Annotated in this window: 16 protein-coding genes and 1 pseudogene; 1 reads left to right on the top strand and 16 read right to left on the bottom strand. The window is 35.8% G+C overall.

The window, feature by feature from the left end; translation table 11 throughout:
- Positions 1–77 precede the first annotated feature (77 nt).
- From ystJ to FCI53_RS09270, 4 genes and pseudogenes are all read right to left on the bottom strand, one after another.
- Positions 78–1,271 carry an NADP-dependent malic enzyme gene (ystJ, locus tag FCI53_RS09280; protein WP_138418117.1) on the bottom strand — a complete coding sequence of 398 codons (1,194 nt, stop codon included), beginning with the start codon at positions 1,269–1,271 and terminating at the stop codon, positions 78–80.
- A gap of 313 nt (positions 1,272–1,584) precedes the next feature.
- Positions 1,585–1,683, bottom strand: a pseudogene (locus tag FCI53_RS21820) (hypothetical protein); the annotation flags it as partial.
- Between the two features lie 37 nt (positions 1,684–1,720).
- Entirely contained in the window at positions 1,721–2,017 is a 297-nt protein-coding gene (locus tag FCI53_RS09275; protein ID WP_138418115.1) for a Dabb family protein, read from the bottom strand.
- A 10-nt stretch (positions 2,018–2,027) separates the two neighbouring features.
- Complete coding sequence (locus FCI53_RS09270; protein WP_210238488.1) at positions 2,028–3,275, bottom strand: flavin-dependent oxidoreductase; 1,248 nt, start codon at positions 3,273–3,275, stop codon at positions 2,028–2,030.
- A 514-nt stretch (positions 3,276–3,789) separates the two neighbouring features.
- Here FCI53_RS09270 and FCI53_RS09265 point away from each other — a divergent pair.
- Positions 3,790–5,127 (top strand): CoA-disulfide reductase, encoded by a 1,338-nt coding sequence (locus FCI53_RS09265; protein WP_138418113.1) that lies wholly within the window; start codon positions 3,790–3,792, stop codon positions 5,125–5,127.
- A 465-nt stretch (positions 5,128–5,592) separates the two neighbouring features.
- Here the strand turns inward: FCI53_RS09265 and FCI53_RS09260 are convergent, their stop codons facing one another.
- The 12 genes from FCI53_RS09260 to fba all read right to left on the bottom strand — a co-directional run bounded on the left by FCI53_RS09260 (position 5,593) and on the right by fba (position 19,652).
- On the bottom strand, positions 5,593–6,768 hold the full coding sequence (locus tag FCI53_RS09260) for a benzoate/H(+) symporter BenE family transporter (RefSeq protein WP_138418112.1): 1,176 nt from the start codon (positions 6,766–6,768) through the stop codon (positions 5,593–5,595).
- 9 nt (positions 6,769–6,777) lie between these two features.
- The gene (locus tag FCI53_RS09255) at positions 6,778–8,061 is read right to left on the bottom strand and encodes a TRAP transporter large permease (RefSeq protein WP_138418110.1); all 1,284 of its coding nucleotides are present in this window, start codon (positions 8,059–8,061) and stop codon (positions 6,778–6,780) included.
- The gene (locus tag FCI53_RS09250; RefSeq protein WP_138418108.1) at positions 8,058–8,564 is read right to left on the bottom strand and encodes a TRAP transporter small permease; all 507 of its coding nucleotides are present in this window, start codon (positions 8,562–8,564) and stop codon (positions 8,058–8,060) included. The genes FCI53_RS09255 and FCI53_RS09250 overlap by 4 nt, the downstream gene beginning before the upstream one ends.
- 66 nt (positions 8,565–8,630) lie before the next feature.
- On the bottom strand, positions 8,631–9,695 hold the full coding sequence (locus FCI53_RS09245) for a TRAP transporter substrate-binding protein (RefSeq protein ID WP_138418106.1): 1,065 nt from the start codon (positions 9,693–9,695) through the stop codon (positions 8,631–8,633).
- A gap of 56 nt (positions 9,696–9,751) precedes the next feature.
- On the bottom strand, positions 9,752–10,657 hold the full coding sequence (locus FCI53_RS09240) for a hydroxymethylglutaryl-CoA lyase (protein ID WP_138418104.1): 906 nt from the start codon (positions 10,655–10,657) through the stop codon (positions 9,752–9,754).
- A gap of 14 nt (positions 10,658–10,671) precedes the next feature.
- Positions 10,672–11,790 (bottom strand): iron-containing alcohol dehydrogenase, encoded by a 1,119-nt coding sequence (locus tag FCI53_RS09235; RefSeq protein WP_138418102.1) that lies wholly within the window; start codon positions 11,788–11,790, stop codon positions 10,672–10,674.
- Positions 11,791–11,806: 16 nt separating this feature from the next.
- Complete coding sequence (locus tag FCI53_RS09230; RefSeq protein ID WP_138418100.1) at positions 11,807–13,198, bottom strand: aldehyde dehydrogenase family protein; 1,392 nt, start codon at positions 13,196–13,198, stop codon at positions 11,807–11,809.
- A 23-nt stretch (positions 13,199–13,221) separates the two neighbouring features.
- Positions 13,222–14,196 (bottom strand): D-2-hydroxyacid dehydrogenase, encoded by a 975-nt coding sequence (locus tag FCI53_RS09225; RefSeq protein WP_138418098.1) that lies wholly within the window; start codon positions 14,194–14,196, stop codon positions 13,222–13,224.
- Complete coding sequence (locus FCI53_RS09220; protein ID WP_138418096.1) at positions 14,177–15,379, bottom strand: glycerate kinase family protein; 1,203 nt, start codon at positions 15,377–15,379, stop codon at positions 14,177–14,179. The genes FCI53_RS09225 and FCI53_RS09220 overlap by 20 nt, the downstream gene beginning before the upstream one ends.
- Before the next feature lie 168 nt (positions 15,380–15,547).
- Positions 15,548–16,690 carry a CdaR family transcriptional regulator gene (locus tag FCI53_RS09215; protein WP_138418094.1) on the bottom strand — a complete coding sequence of 381 codons (1,143 nt, stop codon included), beginning with the start codon at positions 16,688–16,690 and terminating at the stop codon, positions 15,548–15,550.
- A gap of 647 nt (positions 16,691–17,337) precedes the next feature.
- Positions 17,338–18,009 carry a ribose-5-phosphate isomerase RpiA gene (gene rpiA / locus FCI53_RS09210; RefSeq protein ID WP_138418092.1) on the bottom strand — a complete coding sequence of 224 codons (672 nt, stop codon included), beginning with the start codon at positions 18,007–18,009 and terminating at the stop codon, positions 17,338–17,340.
- A 773-nt stretch (positions 18,010–18,782) separates the two neighbouring features.
- Complete coding sequence (fba, locus tag FCI53_RS09205; RefSeq protein WP_138418090.1) at positions 18,783–19,652, bottom strand: class II fructose-1,6-bisphosphate aldolase; 870 nt, start codon at positions 19,650–19,652, stop codon at positions 18,783–18,785.
- Positions 19,653–19,769 lie beyond the last annotated feature (117 nt).

Raw genomic sequence — 19,769 nt, 5'->3', positions numbered from 1 at the left:
TGTAGCATTTATGGATCAAAAAAAAGTCGACTGCTACCGTACACAGCCGACCTTTTCTTGTCTCCTTATTTCTAACCTTAATTAGTTACAACAGCTTTTCTAGACACGCCCGATTCTATTGCCGCATTCGCAACAGCCTGCGCAACTGCAGTCGCTACTCGTTCATCAAATGGGGAAGGAATAACATAATCCTCAGATAACTCTGTTTCGGAGATAAGCGACGCAATCGCAAGGACGGCAGCTTTTTTCATCTCTTCGTTAATATGTGTAGACTGCACACCTAATGCACCTCGGAAAATGCCAGGAAAAGCAAGTACATTGTTTACTTGATTCGAAAAATCTGAACGACCTGTTCCAATCACACGTGCACCAGCTTCTTTTGCATCTTCTGGCATAATCTCAGGAATTGGATTCGCCATAGCAAAAATAATCGCATCTTTTTTCATCGTTTTAATCATCTCTTTTGTAAGCGCACCTGCAACGGACACACCTATAAATACATCCGCATCAACAATGACATCCTCTAATGATCCTTGGTGATGCTTAGAATTGGTCATTGTCGCTATCTTTTCTTTGACAGGGTTCATTCCATGTGAACGTCCTTGATAAATCGCACCTTTTGAATCGCATAATACGATATCATTTACACCGAAACTATTTAGTAAGTGCACAATGGCAACACCGGCTGCACCAGCACCATTAATGACTACTTTTATATCTTCTATTCTCTTATTGGTAAGCTTTAAGGCATTTACTAGACCAGCAACCGTGACGATCGCTGTACCATGTTGATCATCGTGAAAAATTGGGATATTTGTTTCCTTTTTTAAGCGTTCTTCAATTTCAAAACATCTTGGAGCGGAAATATCCTCTAAATTCACCCCACCAAAGGTCGGTTCAAGGCGCTTAACCGTTTCTACGATTTCATCTACATCATTTGTATTTAAACATACAGGAAACGCATCAATACCTGCGAAACTTTTAAACAGGACTGCCTTCCCTTCCATCACAGGCATCGCAGCTTCAGGACCAATATCTCCAAGCCCGAGAACAGCAGATCCATCGGTTACAACACCCACCGTATTTCCTTTCATGGTATATTCATAAACGTTCTGTCGGTTTTCATGAATTTCCTTACAAGGTTCCGCTACCCCTGGTGAATAAGCAAGACTTAAGTCATAAGGATTTTTAACAGAAACCTTTGCTTTCGTTTCTAACTTCCCTTGATTCTCTCTGTGCATTTGTAAAGCTTGATCACGCAATGTATCCATATCCATCTCTCCATTCCAGGGTGAAATTCCTATACAGAAAAACGCTATCATTTTTCCCTATCACTATCTACACTTTTCATATTAATAAACCTATTAATGGTTTAATAGGTTTTATAATTATTAAAGCTTTTTTGTAATTAATGAAATTATCAGATCAGTAGATAGGTGTCCCTGATGGCTATAACACCTTATATCTCTTCAGTATTCCCTGCAACAAATCAACCAACTTCGACAATCGAACCAAACATTACTTTTCGTAGGCAGAAAAAAAGCAGAGAACCTCGAAAGGCTCCCCACTTTTATTAGTTATCTCTTAATACTCATCAAAAAATGCTTGGATCTCTTCTGGGTCATCTGTTTCTGTTAATGCTAACATTAATAGAATACGAGCTTTTTGTGGATTTAAAGACTCTACAAAAAGTACCAGGTACAGCTTTTAACCATCTCTCTTATCTTAAATCAAAATCAACAAATATACTGTCTTCCAAACCAATTTCTTGCAGATAAGCTTTAATTTCTTGGTGTGCAGGATGTGAACCATACTGTTCTAACGATGTTCTGTCCTTAAAACGGATTGTTAACCCGATTTCATACCCTTGACTTCTATTCGAAAAATTAAATCCTTGCTGCAAATCTATAATCCCTGGAATCATTTCTTTTAAACGTAAAGTTCGGTTAATCAATTCTTGCTTTTGTTCAATTGTTGTTTCATTTGAAAATTTAAGTAATACAATATGTTCAACCATAGCAATACTCCTATTTTTTATTCAATGTGTCACGGTCAAACCCGGCTATCTTTTTATATTTATTGGCAATATCTATCAGTTCTTGGTGCGATATGACATCCTCTAGATTGTTAAATCCATTAGGTGAGCGTTCTTCGACAATCTGCATAACAACTTCTGGTCCATTTTCCCGGTTCATGTAGACAATATTGGCTGTTGGTTTTAATCTAACATGTTCATAAGTTTTCAATGCCGATTCTGCACTTGCTTGTTCCATAATAGCTGTACCAATTGCTTCTGCGTCTAAGATAGCTTGCGAGGCACCGTTTGAACCTATTGGATACATCGGGTGTGCGGCATCCCCAAGTAACGTGACGCGACCAAATGTCCATTGCGGAAGTGGATCTCGATCAACCATTGGAAACTCATACACTGCTTCCGTTTCCTCGATCAGCTCCGGGACGTTCAGCCAACCAAAATCCCATTCCTCAAATTCTGATGCAAATTTTCCCTTATCGATTTTTTTATTCCAATCCGTACGGGATGGCATCTCATCCACCGTTAGTTCAGCAATCCAATTCACCAGTGCTTTCCCTTTCTCCGCTGCGGTCGGACATACTGGATAAGCAACAAATTTCTTATCTTGATAACCAGCCATGATCATTGATTTCCCTGTTAAAAATGGTGTGGATTCAGTAATCCCACGCCACAGGATTCGACCGCTATATTTTGGCAAGCCTTCATTCGGATAGTAGAAGTTACGAACAACAGAATGTATACCATCCGCTGCAATCATAATATCTGCTTGATAAGAACCAATCTGTTCACCTGTTTTTTTATTAATAAAATGGGCCACAACATCGTCACCAGTTTGTTCAAATGTATGTAGGTGGTGACCTGTACACACTGCATCTTCTCCTAACCTATCCTTCACTGCACGCAGTAACATCATTTGTAGCCGTCCACGATGAATGGAATACTGCGGCCAACGATAGCCAGCGTTCACCCCTCTATCTTCTTGCCAAATCTGTTGGCCAAATTTATTGACATAAATAAGCTCTGCAGTAGGCAAACCAGTATTCTCTAGTTCTTCTGCCAATCCAAGTTCCGTCAACACTCTTACCGCATGAGGCAAGAGGTTTATCCCAACTCCAAGTGCTTTAATTGTTTCTACACTCTCAAAGACTCGCACTGACACACCGTCACGATGTAGCTTAAGCGCAGTCACAAGTCCTCCAATTCCCCCGCCGATGATCATCGCCGATTTAACACTAGACAAAAAACCACTCCAAACCTTCTAATTTATAGAAATATTCAATCTATTACAGATTAATACAAAAACTATTATTTAGAAAGGCAGGTGCCTGGCTCGGCCCGAAAAATCTTGTTTCTTAGATTGTTTCACTAAAAGCAACAACAGCTAAAAAAGTTCCAGAGTGCAGTTACACTTTGGAAGGTGTAACTACATGTCGCATGAGGGGTAGCTGACCAAATTTAGATAAGTAAATAGAATAAGCAACCTATCTTTTCCTTTGGTCGAGGGGCAAGCCGGTTACTTTTTCTGTTAGAGATGAGCAAAATGACTACTTTGCTATTTATCTCCTTATTTTGCTACGCAGTCCTCGTTATCTAATATTCTCGTTTCATAATTCTTTCCTAATTTTTTCAATATTGCTAATTTGAACCCCCCTCGTGTACAGATTAATAAAAAAAACACAGCCCCAACAGTTTTAAAATCAGCCATTTAACTGATACTGTAGAATATAAACACAATAGCTAATCGAGGTGATCCAATGAGATATGTCATTATTGGTGGAGATGCAGCAGGGATGAGTGCGGCGATGCAAATCGTCCGTAACAGCTCAGACCATGAAATCATTACCTTGGAAAGAGGAAGCACGTACTCTTATGGTCAATGCGGTCTTCCCTATGTTGTCAGTGGTAAAATTGAATCCACTGACAAATTGATTGCTCGAACACCCGAAACGTTTCAAGAGAAATATGGGATTGACACAAAAATTCAGCATGAAGTAACTGCCGTAGATCCCAAAAATAAAACGGTAAGTGGAACAAATGTAAAGACAAACGAACCTTTTGAATTCAGTTATGACCGACTGCTAATCGCAACAGGTGTGGACCCAATTATTCCAAACTGGGACGGAATTGATTTGCCAGGTATTTTTCCTTTAAAGACCATTCCTGATACAAAAGCGATTATCGATTATCTAGACGAAAGCGTTCAAAACGTAACCATCATCGGTGGCGGATATATTGGCCTTGAAATGGCGGAAAGTTTTGCTGAACTAGGCAAAAAGGTTCGACTTATCCAGCGCGATAATCAGGTTGCCACGATCTTTGACCAAGACATGGCCAAGCTGATCCATGAAGAGGCTGAAAAACAAGGGGTTGAGATTTGTGTTGGAGAATCTGTTACTGCTTTTAAAGGCGAAAGCCACGTACAGCAAGTTATAACAGATAAAAACGAATATTCCACTGACCTTGTCCTGATAGCAATTGGTGTAAATCCGAACACTGCTTTTCTAGAAAACAGTGGCATTGCGACAAATAATCGAGGCGTTATTCAAGTTAATCCGTACATGCAAACAAATATGGAAGATATCTATGCTGCTGGTGACTGCGCTACACAATACCACCGGATCAAGCAACTGGATGACCACATACCATTAGGAACACACGCCAACAAACAAGGTGTGATTGCAGGTCTTAATATGATTAACCAACCGAAGACCTTTAAAGGAATATTAGGTACATCCGTGTTAAAATTTTTTGACCTAACCTTAGCTCGAACAGGGCTGTCAGAAAGAGAAGCTAAAAAATTACATTTTCCTTACGACACAATAACAATTCGTTCAACAGATGTTGCCGGCTATTATTCAAAGGAAGACAAGATGACAATCAAACTCGTTTATCATTCCGAAACCAATCAAATCCTTGGCGGACAAATAATCGGTACAGCAGGAGCAGACAAAAGAATTGATGTTCTAGCAACAGCCTTATACCATTCCATGACAATGGATGAGTTGCTTGATTTAGACTTGTCGTATGCTCCCCCATATAATAGCGTGTGGGATCCTTTACAACAGGCTGCTCGGAAAGTAAAGAAAAAATAAGGATGTAGGCCAGATTATCTTTAAGGAGTGCCTGTATCACTAACTGCAAAATATTAAAGTTGACAAAATACACAATGGTAACCACAGGCACCACATTAAATTTAAGAAAAACTTTAGGTCTTCAAAAAGAATATTGCCATATGATCCAAGACAAATATGATAGGATCCCTCTTAATATTAGGGTGATTATCTGCTATGTGAATACAATACATCTCCTTATTGACTATGTTCGAATACAATATCAAATTGTGCTGTGAATTTTTTATCACAAATATATAATTCGCCAAGGTTATCTTAGACTTGTTGGAACAAACCCCTCTTGTCCCATTACAAAACATTACACAAATCTAGATAACGCCTATAAGTTAGATACCCCGGCTATCAAATATTTTGTCATGAGCCATGAAGCAAATTTTTTTACCAACACTAGTACAATTGAGCCAAAAAAATCATAAAAGATGCAATTCAATATTTACTACGTTCATTCTCTTTAAGTACTTTTGATGTTATTACTCCAATTAATAACGCCCACACTGCCGAAGATATTTGAAATATAGATATGTCTGACATTGCAATTATGAATGTAAATATTGAGGAATAATAGAATTGGTCACTCCCAAATGTTGAATGCATAATTGAAGTCAATAGACTAAGTAGGGAAAATCCAGCAATTATTGAGATATAAGAACTAGGCAATGATTGTATTAACGGAATAGCTAACCATGAAAATAGTCCAAATAACATTATTAATAAACTTCCTACTATTGCTGCCAAATAGCGTTTGATTTTTGGTCCCGCATCTTGACTACTACACAATGCAGTAGTCATCCCTCCTATTCCAGCTGCATGTCCTCCAAAGAAACCTGCAATTGTAGTGAAGATTCCAGAAACTATTATTGTCATAGAGACAGGAGGTATGAAACCATTTTCCCTCAATGAAGATATAGCAACTGCAGTATCGTTACTTAGTATTATAAATAAAATTGGAATCGATAAAGAAACTATACCTACAAATGAAAAACTTGGAGCTACCATTTCGGGAATAATTAACTTTATTTCTCCAGTATTTACTTGTATATCTGCAAAAAATAGCGATGCCGTGCCCAAAAATAATGACCCCACAAACCTGGGAATTTTAGGAGATAAAAGCGGGGTTAAAAAAAAGCCTAATATCGCACTTAGACCAATTACTGGTTGAGCCTTTATTGCAGGTATAACTTCAATTACATAGTTCATAATTAACCCTGCTAACATTCCATTAACTAGAGGAGTAGGTAATGGGATTATCAATTTATCAAAGAGCCCCGTAATACCTACAACAATTATTAGTAAACCAGATACAACATAGCCACCTACTAACTCCGGTAATGAATATTCAAAGGAAGAAGTTCCAATAAATGCTACCGCCCCTAATGAATGGGCACCTATTAAAGGTATTTTACAATAAATGGTTAAAATTAAACTTGCTAAGCCACCAAAAAAATAAATAGAAGTTACCCACGACACTAATTCTATTTTAGTTAAACCTATTGAATTTGCAGCATCAATGACAAATATGACTGGACCAGTACAAGCCAAAAATGCTGCAGCTATACCAACAAAAACATTTTGAACATTTAATTTTTTAATAATATTTAACATTATAACCACTTAATTTTTTCCAAGTAAGTTAGGGAAGTATGTTACTGTTTCTGGGATATAAGTTATTACCAATACTACTAATATCAACATAATAAAGAATGGAATAATTTTTTTACTAATATCTTCTATGGATACATGCCCCATTCCTGATGCGATTACAATATTCAAAGCCATAGGGGGGGTAATCATACCAATTGACGTATTCACAATCATGATAATTCCAAGCACCAATGGATCTAAACCAATTTGTGCTGCTATTGGTAGTAATATTGGCGTTACAAGTAAAATAACCGCATTTGTTTCAAGAAATATACCAAAGATCAGTAACATTAAATTTATTGCCAATAGAATTATGATAGTATTATCTGAAATACTTAAAATCGCAGAAGCAATAGTATCAGGTATACGCTCAGAAGTTAGCAGCCAGGAAAAAGCACTTGAAGTCGCGATAATAAAGAAAACAATTGCTGTGGATTGCCCCGCCTCCGTTGCAATTTTGTAAAGATCTCTAATTTTTATTTCTCTATACACTAATAACGTAATAATCAATGCATAAACACACGCAACTGCAGCTGCTTCAGTTGGTGTAAACACACCTCCATATATGCCTCCCAATACAATGATTGGCATCAACAGCGCTAAAATTGCATCGACAAATGATTTACCTAATTGTTGTAAAGATAATCTTTCCTTTGGCCAATTATATTTTCTTGCAAAATAAACTATTGTTATAGTTAAAGCGATCCCCATAAGAATTGCTGGAATAATACCCGCTAAAAACAATGTACCAATAGAAACACCACTTATAACACCATAAGTTATCATTGGAACACTTGGAGGCACTACAACACCTAGTGTGCCCGCAGATGCTACAACTGCACTTGCATAATCTTTGGGATATCTTTCTTTCTCCATTGAAGGAATCATTATTTTACCAATTGCTGCTACTGTAGCTGCATTTGATCCTGATATTGCACCAAAAAAGCCGGATGAAAAAACTGTAATAATTCCAAGCCCTCCAGGCAAAAAGCCGACTAATGCTTTTGCAAAATCTATTAATCGTCGTGATATTCCACCAGCTTGCATAATTGCTCCCGCTAGCATAAAGAACGGAATAGCCATAAAAGGGAAAGAATCTACTGATGTAAACATTTTTTGTGGAATAACTGTCAAAGGGATAGATAGGTCACTAAAAATGACTGCAGAGAAGGTAGCCAACCCAAGACTTACAGCAATTGGAACATTTAATAGCAATAAAATTCCCAAGGTTAGTAATAAGATTAGTGTGATCATATAACTTCCTCCTCTCTTTGATTATCTTTATAATCATCGACCCTTGTACTTATAATAACAAGCTGCAATGTCCTTATAATCATCATAACCGAACCAAATAAAACTGCTAAGTAAACTAGCCACATAGGAATTCCTAATGCTGGTGAAAGTTGACCATTATTTATTTGGCTCATTATTAATAAAAATGTGAAGTGCGTTACCAACCCTCCAAAAAGTATGATAATTATAGCACGTATATAATAAAAAACTTTTTGCCCTAACCTAGGTAATCTATTTATAAAGAAACTTATTCCTAAATGAGCGTTTTTCTTAAAGCCCAATCCTATACCAGCAAATGCGAGCCATATCATAAGATATCTAGATGCTTCATCGGCCCATGTCAAAGAACCTAGTTCAAAATAACGAAAAACTGTGGCTGAAAATACAAATAATAACATTAACGGAAAGGTGATAATAAGGATATACTCTTCAATTCTGTCAAGATGTTTCAAAGTCTTTTTCAATGGTAGCCCCTCCTCATTAGCAAAACCAGGGGAACTATCTAAAAATTCCCCTGTTTTGTATCTTTGTTATTCAACAGCTTGGATTCTATCAATTAGATCTCCAAAATCACTTCGATAATTTTCCCAAATCGGCTCCGAAGCTTCTTGGAAAGATTCTACATCTATCTCGTTTACTTTCATTCCTTCTGACTCCAAACTCTCTTGATATTCAGCATCTTTGTCACTTAAAAGTTTTCGTTCATAATCTCTTGCTTCATCCATAGCGTTTTGTACTGCTTCCTGCATTTCCTTAGAAAGACTTTGCCATTTATTTTCAGAAATCAATACTTGAGCTGGGCCATAAAAATGACTTGATAAGGATAAATACTCTTGTGCTTCAAAAAACTTATTCGTTTGAATTAAGGCAAGTGGGTTTTCCTGTCCATCAACAGCTTGTTGTTGGAGAGCAGTATATAATTCACCAAATGCCATTGTAGTTACATTCGCTCCCCATTCTTTAAAAGTATCAACATAAATTTTATTTTCTGGTACTCTGAGCTTAATACCTTCAAGATCAGATGGTGTATTAATTGGTTTTTGACTGTTTGTTATTTGTCGGAATCCATTCTCCCAGTATGACAATAACCTTAGATCAACAGAAGGAAGATCTGCTGCCAATTCTTTACCAATTTCTCCGTCAAGAACTTTATATGCATGTTCCCTATCCCTAAAGATATAAGGAAGATCCAACACACCCATTTTTGGTTCAAAAGAACCAATTGTACCTGGAGCAATTGCGATATCTACGGTACCAAGTTGTAACCCCTCCGTTAGTTCCCGTTCACTACCCAGTTGTGCACTGTGGAAGATTTCAACTTCAACATCTGTTGGAGCATTATTTTCCAATACTTCTTTAAATTTTTCCGCCCCCTTGTTATAAGGGTGATCAGGTGCTAACACATGCCCAAATTTAAAAGTAATTGTTTCTTTAGAATTTTCTTTATCTGTGCTACTTTCACTACTGTTACTATCCTTTTCACCGCCATCATTATTTCCACTTGTTTGAGAGGAATCTCCACCACAGGCAGCCAACACTAACAATACAACAAACGACATAATTAAAAGAAAACTACTAAACCTAATTTTTTTCATCTTAAAACTTTCCCCTTTCCCTTAAGGTAAATTTTGAGAAAAATAATATGAAAATACTATTGAGTAGACACCTTATTTTTATTAATGAAAATTTGATGTCCACTATAGTTTCCATCTACATTCTCTCTTAGGAACTTTGCTGTATTTATGATTAAATCACTATCAACTCCTGTCTCATAGCCCATCTTATTAAGCATATAAGCAAAATCTTCGGTTGAGGTATTCCCCGATGCTCCTGGGGCAAAAGGACAACCACCTAGTCCACCAATTGCAGTTTGGACCTTGTTAATTCCACATTCAATAGCAGCTAAAGAGTTAACCATCCCCATGTTTCTTGTGTCGTGTATATGAACTTGAATTTCACAATCCGAAAATCTTGTTAGAACATTCTTGATAACTTTTTTTACCAATATTGGATCAGCTAACCCAACGGTATCACATAAATTAAACGACCTAACACCTGTTTTGTAAGCCCTTTCCAAAAATTCCATAACCGTTTTTATTGAATACATACCTTCATAAGGACAACCAAAAGTAGTTGCAACATCTAAGTTTACTTTTACAGTTGGAAATAGCCTTAAAATCTCACTCAATTCTTCAAATGATTCATCATGAGTTCTTTTTACATTTTTACGATTATGAGTTTCGCTTACTGATATAACATAAGTAATCTCTGTTAAACCGTATTCTACAGCTGCTTTAGCTCCAAATAAATTTGGAACTAAAGCAAACAAATTAATGTTAGGATACTTTTCTAAACAAAATTGAGTTACTTCTTTTGCGTCTTTCATTTGCGGTATTGCTTTTGGATGGACAAATGAAGTAATTTGAATATTGTTTAAGCCTGATTTTACTAATCTATCAATGATAGCTAATTTAATATTTGTTGGTATAAACTGAGAAACATTTTGAAATCCATCTCTTGGTCCTACCTCTATAATTTCAATTTTCTCTTGTTCCAAAGGATTACCTCCTTTTAATAAACACCTTTGTAAATATCAATTAATTCTTTTCTAGACAATGGAACAAAATTATTTTTTAATAGTCTCTGCTGAGTCTCTATCACTTTATCAACATATGGTTCAATATCTTCCTCTTTCACTCCATATTCTCTTAACCTTTTCTTAGGAATTAAATAATCAATTAATTCTTCTAGTGCAAGGAATGAACCTTGTAAATCGGTATCAATTTCTAAGGCATTATTAATAATTTTGGATAAATCCTCTAATTTTCCGTTAGGAGATATTTGAGCATATTTTTTAAATACTTCGGTAAGAAATCTTGCATTAGATTCGCCGTGAGCGACATGATGTACACTTCCAAAATGCATTGCAAAAGCATGAACAGCCCCGCAAGCTGTATTCGAAAGTGCTATTCCAGCAAATGTACTTGCTCTTAAAAATTCATTCATATATTCAAAACGTGTTTCAATACCATCTTTTACTAACTTCTTATAATTAGATAGTATTATTTTTATTGCGGATTCGCAGAAAACATCATTGTACGGATTTCCTGTTTGTGCTACATAAATTTCCATTGCATGTATTAGAGCATCAACGGAACTATATAAAAATACCCTTTCAGGTATACTATCTAATAATTCCTCAATTAGTACTGCTGAATCAGCAAAATTAGCCTCAATTCTCTTCCCAATTTTTGTATTTTTTCTACTAATATCTACAACCGAAACACATGTTACTTCACACCCTGTTCCACATGTTGTAGGGATAAGTATTAATCCCTTATCTCGAACCAAAGGTATATTCTCTTCAAATATATCCTCTGTTGATGTAGCGTCTTTTATGGAGAGCAGTTTTGCTATATCTAAGATAGACCCCCCTCCAATACCAATGATTCTATTTATAGGTTTATCTTTTATATCAATTAAGATTTTATCGATAACTATATCACTCGGTTCCCCTAGGCCATAGTCATCTTGAAAAATAAAATTACAATTCAGCTTGCCTTTAAAGTATTTCTCATATAAAAATCTTTCCGTGAAAACGGTGTCATAAGGAGATAATTGAAAATGATCAACGAAGTCGCTTAGTACTCTAAATTCATAAATGGACGATTTAAGGTTGAAATTATACACAGGACATCTATCCTTTCTATAACGGAGTGGTCGTTTTTAATAAATCTCCAAATATTTCTTCTTCTGAAGCTGGTTGTCTGTCGATTGGTTCTGCGACCCATGTTGTATTCATATAATGTTTTTGGGTTACATTTTCCGACACAATATTTCCTCCCCAAGTACCACAACCTAATGAAAATGTATTAGCAAGCCCATTGAACCAATTCCCACTATTTGCTGCACCATGTGGCTGTCTTACAATAACTCTTGTCACTTTTGTATTTAGAGCTAATTGCATAATATGTTTCTCATCATTTGAATGGATACCACATGAATGACCGAGACCTGAATACTGTGTAATCTTATTTACTTTTTCTACCGCTTCGTCAAAATCACTATACTTATAGATGGTTAATACCAAAGACATCTTTTCACCCGAGAAAGGATATTGTTTTCCTATACCTGTTTCTTTTACCATTAAGAATTTAGCATTATTAGGAATATCAATATTCGCAAGTGATGCTATTCTATCAACTGGTTTTGCGACAATATCTCTTGAAAGGCGGCCGTCTATCCACATAACATCTCTCAATCTTTCTTTCTCTTTTGTTGATACAAGGAAACCACCTTTATCTTGTAATAGCTCTATCATTTCATCATAAATACTTTCATGAATGACTAAAGAATTTTCTGCAGAACATCCTGAAGCATTATCTCCAGTTTTTCCAATTTTTATTTTTTCAGCTGCATCTTGAAGATCGGCAGTTTCATCAACGATTACTGGTGCATTCCCTGCACCCACTCCATAGGCTGGCTTCCCTGAACTATAAGCAGATTTAACCATGTCTCCACTTCCTGTCGCCATGGTTAGATCGGCTTGTGCCATTAGTTCTTGAGACAATTCTTTAGATGGGCGATCAATACAGATAAACAAATCTTTAGGTGCATTATTTTGTTCTAAAACTTCTCTCATTATATTTGTCACTTTCATAGTTGTTTCCTTACTAGCAGGATGAGGAGCAAAAATAACTGCATTTCTGGCTCTTAAGCCAAGTACCCCTTTAAATATTGGTGTAGCTTCGGGATTCGTACTAGGAATTAATGCAGCAATAACCCCAACTGGCTTAGCAATCTTCTGTATTCCCATCTCAGGATTTGATTCAATCACTCCGACAGTTTTTTCCGATTTAATTTGGTAAAAAACTGCTGGCATTTTTTTAGTGAGTTTATTTATTTTAGATTCTTCGTTTCCAATATTAGTTTCATTAACACATTCAACAGCTAATTCTCTTGCTAGTTCAGGCCTTGAAAGTTTATAAACAATAGCTGCTGCAAGTTCATCTACTTTTCTTTGAGAAAAACCCTCAGCAATCTCTTGTGCCCTTCTAGACCTTTCTATTAATTCATTAACAGTTTGTTCAGTACTCATTTGATTTTACACTCCTATCTGAATTATTTATTAATAACATTAATTGGGTTACCCTCTACAAAACTCCTTAAATTGTTCACGGCAATGTCCATCAGTCTTTTTCTAGATTCGATTGGAGCCCATGAAATATGAGGTGTAATAATACTGTTTTTTGCAGTTAACAATGGATTATCAATTTCTATAGGTTCCACTGAAACAACATCTAACGCCGCTCCACTTACTTTTCCACTGTTTAAGGAATCAGCTAAATCTTGTTCAACTATTAAGGGTCCTCTAGCTGTATTAATAATCATTACGCCGTCTTTCATTTTATTAATTGAACTTTTGCATATAATTCCTCTCGTACTTTCGAATAATGGACAATGTAAGGAAATTACATCGGACTGACTTAGTAGTTCATCGAATTCAACATATTTTATATCATCGTCTTCTAATTTCTGATTCCTATTTTTATCAAAAGCTAGTACTTTCATTCCAAAAGCAACAGCTAATTTGGCTACAGCTTGACCAATTTTCCCAAATCCAATTATCCCCATCTTTTTTCCTTCTAACTCCATTAAAGGGTAATTCCAGTAACACCAATCTAAATTATTTGACCAAGTACCTTTCTTCACATCATCACTATGAGCTCCAACATGATGACACATTTCCAATAGTAAAGCGAAAGTCATTTGAGATACAGCACTTGTTCCATATGTTGGGATATTTGTGACAACTATTCCTTTCTCTTTTGCTGTTTCTATGTCTACCACATTGTAACCAGTTGCTAAAACACCAATATATTTTACATTAGGTGCAGATTCTAATATGGATTTTGTAATTGGAGTTTTGTTAGTGAATATAACCTCTGCATCACCAATGTTATCTATTACTTTTTGCTCTTCGTTAACATTAAAAGTGGTACGATCATACACTTTTAGTTCCCCAATTTTTTCGAAATCTGACCAGTCTAAATCACCTGGAGAAGTAGTGTATCCATCAAGCACTACCATTTTCATAAAATAAAGCCTCCTTTTCATTTTTATTTTTAGTTACATTTTTAGCTTTTACGTCTACAATACCGATAAGTCGCATAATATTCTCAGCTGTTTGTTCTATCAATGTAGAGACACTATCCATAGCTTCATTCAGAGTCATAGGTTTAGAAATAATATCAAATATAGCGTCAACACCATATGCGTAAACTTCTGTTGCACCATCTCCAATACTACCTACTATTGCTACGACTGGAACGTTTTTATCTTCTGCTCTTTTCCCTACTCCTACTGGAACTTTGCCGTAAACCGATTGATAATCTATTCTTCCTTCACCAGTTATTACTAGGTCTGCATCCTCCAGATGTAAGTTTAAGTCAGTAACATCTAATATTTTTTCAATTCCCGGGTGTAAAATTCCATTACAAAAGGCTATTATTCCAGCTCCTAATCCGCCAGCAGCACCAGCACCAACGACATTTTTAACATCCTTTCCTAGCTTTTCTCTTAAAACAGTAGCATAATGATTTAAGTTTTTATCAAGTTCTTCGATTACTTCTTCAGTAGCACCTTTTTGTGGCCCAAATACTTTAGATGCACCATTGTTCCCGCATAGAGGATTGGTAACATCAGACATTATAATAATTTCCGTTCTTCTAATGCGTTCGTCTATATCTGTTAAATCAATATCATGAAGATGTGCCAGTTCTCCACCACCAAACCCGAGTTCCTTACCATATTTGTCCTTAAAAGAAACTCCTAAAGCTTGAGCCATGCCTACACCGCCATCATTAGTAGCACTACCACCAATTCCTATTAAAATTTTCTCACATCCAAGATCTAAAGCTGCTTTAATCATCTGTCCAGTTCCATACGTAGTAGTTACTAAAGGGTTTAGTTCATCTTTCTTGAGTAACGGTAGACCTGATGCAGAAGCCATTTCAATTACTCCCACATTACCTTTTAAAATCCCCATTTTTGCTGTTACTTTAGTTCCTAGTGGCCCAGCAACCTCTATTTCCTCATACCTACTACCTTCATTCCCCAAAACTAATGCATCAACTGTACCTTCGCCACCGTCAGCAACTGGAACTTTTATTATTTTGACATTTTCTTTAACTTTTCTAACACCCTTTTCAATTGCATCAGCAACTTCAAATGTAGTATGACTTCCTTTAAATGAATCTGAAGCAATAATGATTTTCATATTTACCCCCTTTCACCAAGGATATTTCCATGGGTTCACTTTTCTAGTACTAATAACCTTTTGTTAGCGATTACATTTTAAATTTTATTACTTTTCAGACTTTTAATCTATGTTACCAAGAACCAAAAAGTTAACAAGATGTACCTTATTTTTTGTTATATACACCAACTATGAGTTCTTTATATTTGTGTAGGTGATAATTGCTAAATATAAAACAACTAGATCATGTGTTAAACGTGGGTCATATCCAGTTTCTTTTTTTAATTTTTTCAGTTTATACTGTAGAGTATTTTTATGAAGAAATAATTCGTCTGCTGTTTTGTTTATTGATCCATTATTTTTTATATATTTGGATAAGATATCTATGTATGTATCAATTAATTTCTCTTCTAGATTACCTAACACTTTATAAATATATTTTTCTTTTACCGACTCAGATAAATCTTCAATGATTAACTCAATATCAAGTTCATTGTAAAAGATAATATTTTGACCTCTAGTTATTAATGCTACATTTAGAGCTTTTCGTGCCTTCTCGTACGATTCTCTTAATTCATATTTGTTTGTTCCCTCACTCCCAATTCCAAAATAACTACTCACTTCATATTTACCTTGTAATTTCTTCATAATAATATCTAGTAATTTCTTTACATCATTTAGTGATTCAGATTTAAGAAAGAAAATTATATTTATACCGCTTTGAATGATGATATTTTGCGAGTCAAAATTGATATGCCTTTTTATCGTGTTATGTATTTTTCCTTGATAAACCGAAGATAAAAGAGGACTTTCACCACATAATGCATTTAGTCTGGCAATTACAACTATTCTAGGGACATTAATTTCTATATCTAATAAATCCGCACGCATTTTTATTGACTCTTCATCCTCATCAGATATACGAAACAACAGATCCTCCACAAATTGTTTCTTTCTATCACTTTCAAACTTTAGTTGTTCTTGAATAAAAGCTTCTTTAATTAATATTTCAGTCATACTCTTTATAATTTCGCCAAACTTTGAAACTTCCTTTTCTCGTCCTGTAATCCCTATAACCCCTATAATTTCATTTTCATGATAAACTGGAACATTTATACCTTTTCGTGTTCCCTCATATTGATTTGCATCTGTAATAATTATTTTTTCATTACTATCTAGCACCCTTTTGGCGCCTTCATGGAAGTTTCCAATTCTTTCTTTGTCAGTGCTGGCAATAATTATACAATTTCTATCGATGTAGTTTATATCCTTATTTATAATATCTTTCATTCGGTCGACTATATTTGTAGCTAAACGAGATGATACTTCCATTTTATCCCACCTTATCTACACTTTAAATATGTATATAATAGAACTAGTTATTCAACTATATCACTAAAATTCAGAATATTAAATAATCTATTTTTAAACATTCATACTTTCTTTCTCTTACATACTCTATATTAATTACTTCATAATATTTGCATTGGTAGTTATATAGTTTTCAATCCGGTTCAACAATTAGCAAGGTATCAATTACAGAACTACTCACCCTCGTAAAATTCGTCCCATGAACGATTTTGTTTAATATGACGAAAGACACGTTAATTTAGCTAACAACAAAAATGTAAGCCCGATACATTTTTTACTGTGTAAGTGCATATCACTTAAAGAACAGCTTACAAAAGTTAGAAAATAGTAACCATTCCTCTCCTTTCTGGAGCCAGGTCGATTACTTTTTCTAATTGATTTGATCATAATTAGTACTATGCACTGGTATAATGATTGGCTCATATATCACCTTGATACCAGTTCGCTTTCATAGGGAACTGGTCAACACCTACCACGCTATTTATTTGAAGCTGGAGAATTACTGAGACAGCTCCATGCTTAACATCTAACATCATTTGGTGGCTGCTCAGTCAACTATCAGTGCAAAACAAAAAAGAAGCACAAGTCTCCCCATGCTTCCTCATCATTTATAATTCTACAACCTTCACTTCCCCTTCTTGAGCAACAAGTACCTTACTCGTCATGTTCGTAAACAAACCTGTTTCGACAACGCCTACGATGGAAAGAAGGTCTTCGTGCAACTTCTCTGGTTCAAGAATTTTTTCAAAAGGACAATCTAAAATGTAATTCCCGTTATCCGTTACATACGGTTGATTATTCGATTGTCTTCGGATTGGTTCACACCCGAACTTTGCAATCTTAGTAGCTGTTACTTCCCAACCAAATGGAACAACTTCAATCGGTAAAGAAAAGGCACCTAGATGGGAAACCATTTTCGATTCATCCACAATCACTATGAATTCCTTTGCGGCAGCTGCAACGACTTTTTCACGAAGCAACGCGCCACCTCCACCTTTAATAAGCTGTAAATTGGGGTCCACTTCATCTGCTCCATCAATTGCTAAATCCAGTTCTTGCACCTCTGAAAAAGTTGTAAGTGGAACACCGAATTCTTTCGCCCACTCGGCTGTTTGATTGGAAGTTGGTACGCCTACAATGTTTAAGCCCTGCTTAACCCGTTCTCCTAGTGCTCTCACTAGGTAATACATGGTTGAACCGGAACCAATACCTACTTTCATCCCATCTTTTATGTAATGAACTGCTTCTACCCCAACCATTTGTTTTAACTCATTACTCATTTTTTCTTACCTCCAACAATTTTTACCATTTATTCTGTTAGTTTAACCTATGCATTCATTTATCACAAACCTAAATGAAAGGTTGTTTTCTAGTGGGGGGGACAGCTTATGACAGGTACCTGGTACTGGCACTATACGCATGATAGATAATTCGAGCTTGTTCGTTAAAGAAATTCTTGTTCATTTAGAGAGAGCAATATAACACCATAGACTTGGGACAAGGAACCTCCTTTTCCTAAGCCTAGGCAAAAGTCTAAATGGGGAAATATGTTTCCGACTTGACCAACATATCTTATATTGTACAAAAGTCGCTTGTGGGTATACTTCTTTTATACTTTCAAGACAAGGTTCTCTTATGGATACTTCTGCCTCATTCAGAAAGTCTTTATTATAAATACATTCTCTAAGTATTCGGAAAAATTCATTTCGATGGCACTACGCGGATCAGTGCCCTAATTATATACCGCCTGATTCTTCTACTGTTAATCTTTTATAATTCTCTTTGGCATTCCATTGATTGCGGATGAAACTGGACTCCTTTTTCTAGATGAATAACATTGGATTTTGAATAGTTATCATGAGGATTTACGCTACATTAAATTTCAGGATGCATGAACGTTTTAATCACTTCATCCCGAAGATTCTAAAATGCTCATCACTTGAATAATTACATTGTCTAAAATAAAATTTCATAGAAAACATGGAATAAAAAAGTTGCACCATCCAATCTTGATTTGGAAAGTGCAACTTTTTTTAATTTTTCACTTGTCCGATTAGGCATCCTTTAATGCATGAACTTTATTCGATGAACCAAACAACTGCATCTTTTCTTTCACAACCTGACTTATAGCTTCCATCCCTGGTACAAGTATCGATTGTGGATTATACAATTCTTGATCAGCGGTCAGAATACCACGTACAGTTGACGTCCATGCCTGGTTACACTCTGTGTTCACATTGATCTTGGCATGACCTAATTCAATCGATTTCTTTATTTGATAGTCAGGTATACCAGACCCTCCGTGCAATACAAGCGGAACTTCTGTCAAGTCCGAAATTTCCTTCATTTCAACAAACCCCAATTTCGGTTCTCCTTTATACGGACCGTGCACTGAACCAAGTGCCGCTGCCAATGCATCAACATTTGCTTCCTGTACAAGGCGATGGCACTCAATTGGATCTGCATAAATGACACCACCTGTCACACCATCTTCTGTCCCACCAACAGATCCAACTTCCGCTTCAACTGTTACACCATGTGCATGGGCATACTCCACCACTTCTTTTGTTAATGCGATGTTTTCTTCTATTGGATACTTGGAACCATCGATCATGACAGAACTATAACCAGCATCAATCGCTTGTTTACAGCTGTCTATACTAAGACCGTGATCTAAATGCATAGCAACTGGTACTGTAATATTCATTTCTTCCATTATTTTTTTTACGGTGGAAGCAATTAACCGAAAACCACCCAAATATTCCACTATTCGATCAGAAGAAGCAATTATAACGGGGGACTTTTCTTCTTCTGCTGCTTTCAAAATTGCTTGTACCCATTGATAATTGTTCATATTAAATTGCCCAACCGCATATTTATTTTCTTTTGCTTCCGTTAACATCTCTTTCATTGATACAAACATCTCACCACTACCCTCGTTATAAAAATTATTATCCATGATCATTTAGAGGAACATGCTATAACAAAGTCAATAAGTGTCACTTTCTATTAAGAAACAGATTGATAGAAGAGCTTCCTA

The sequence above is a fragment of the Aquibacillus sediminis genome, assembly GCF_005870085.1.
Classification (GTDB): Bacteria; Bacillota; Bacilli; order Bacillales; family Amphibacillaceae; genus Aquibacillus_E; species Aquibacillus_E sediminis.
This window is presented reverse-complemented; position numbering and strand designations above follow the sequence as displayed.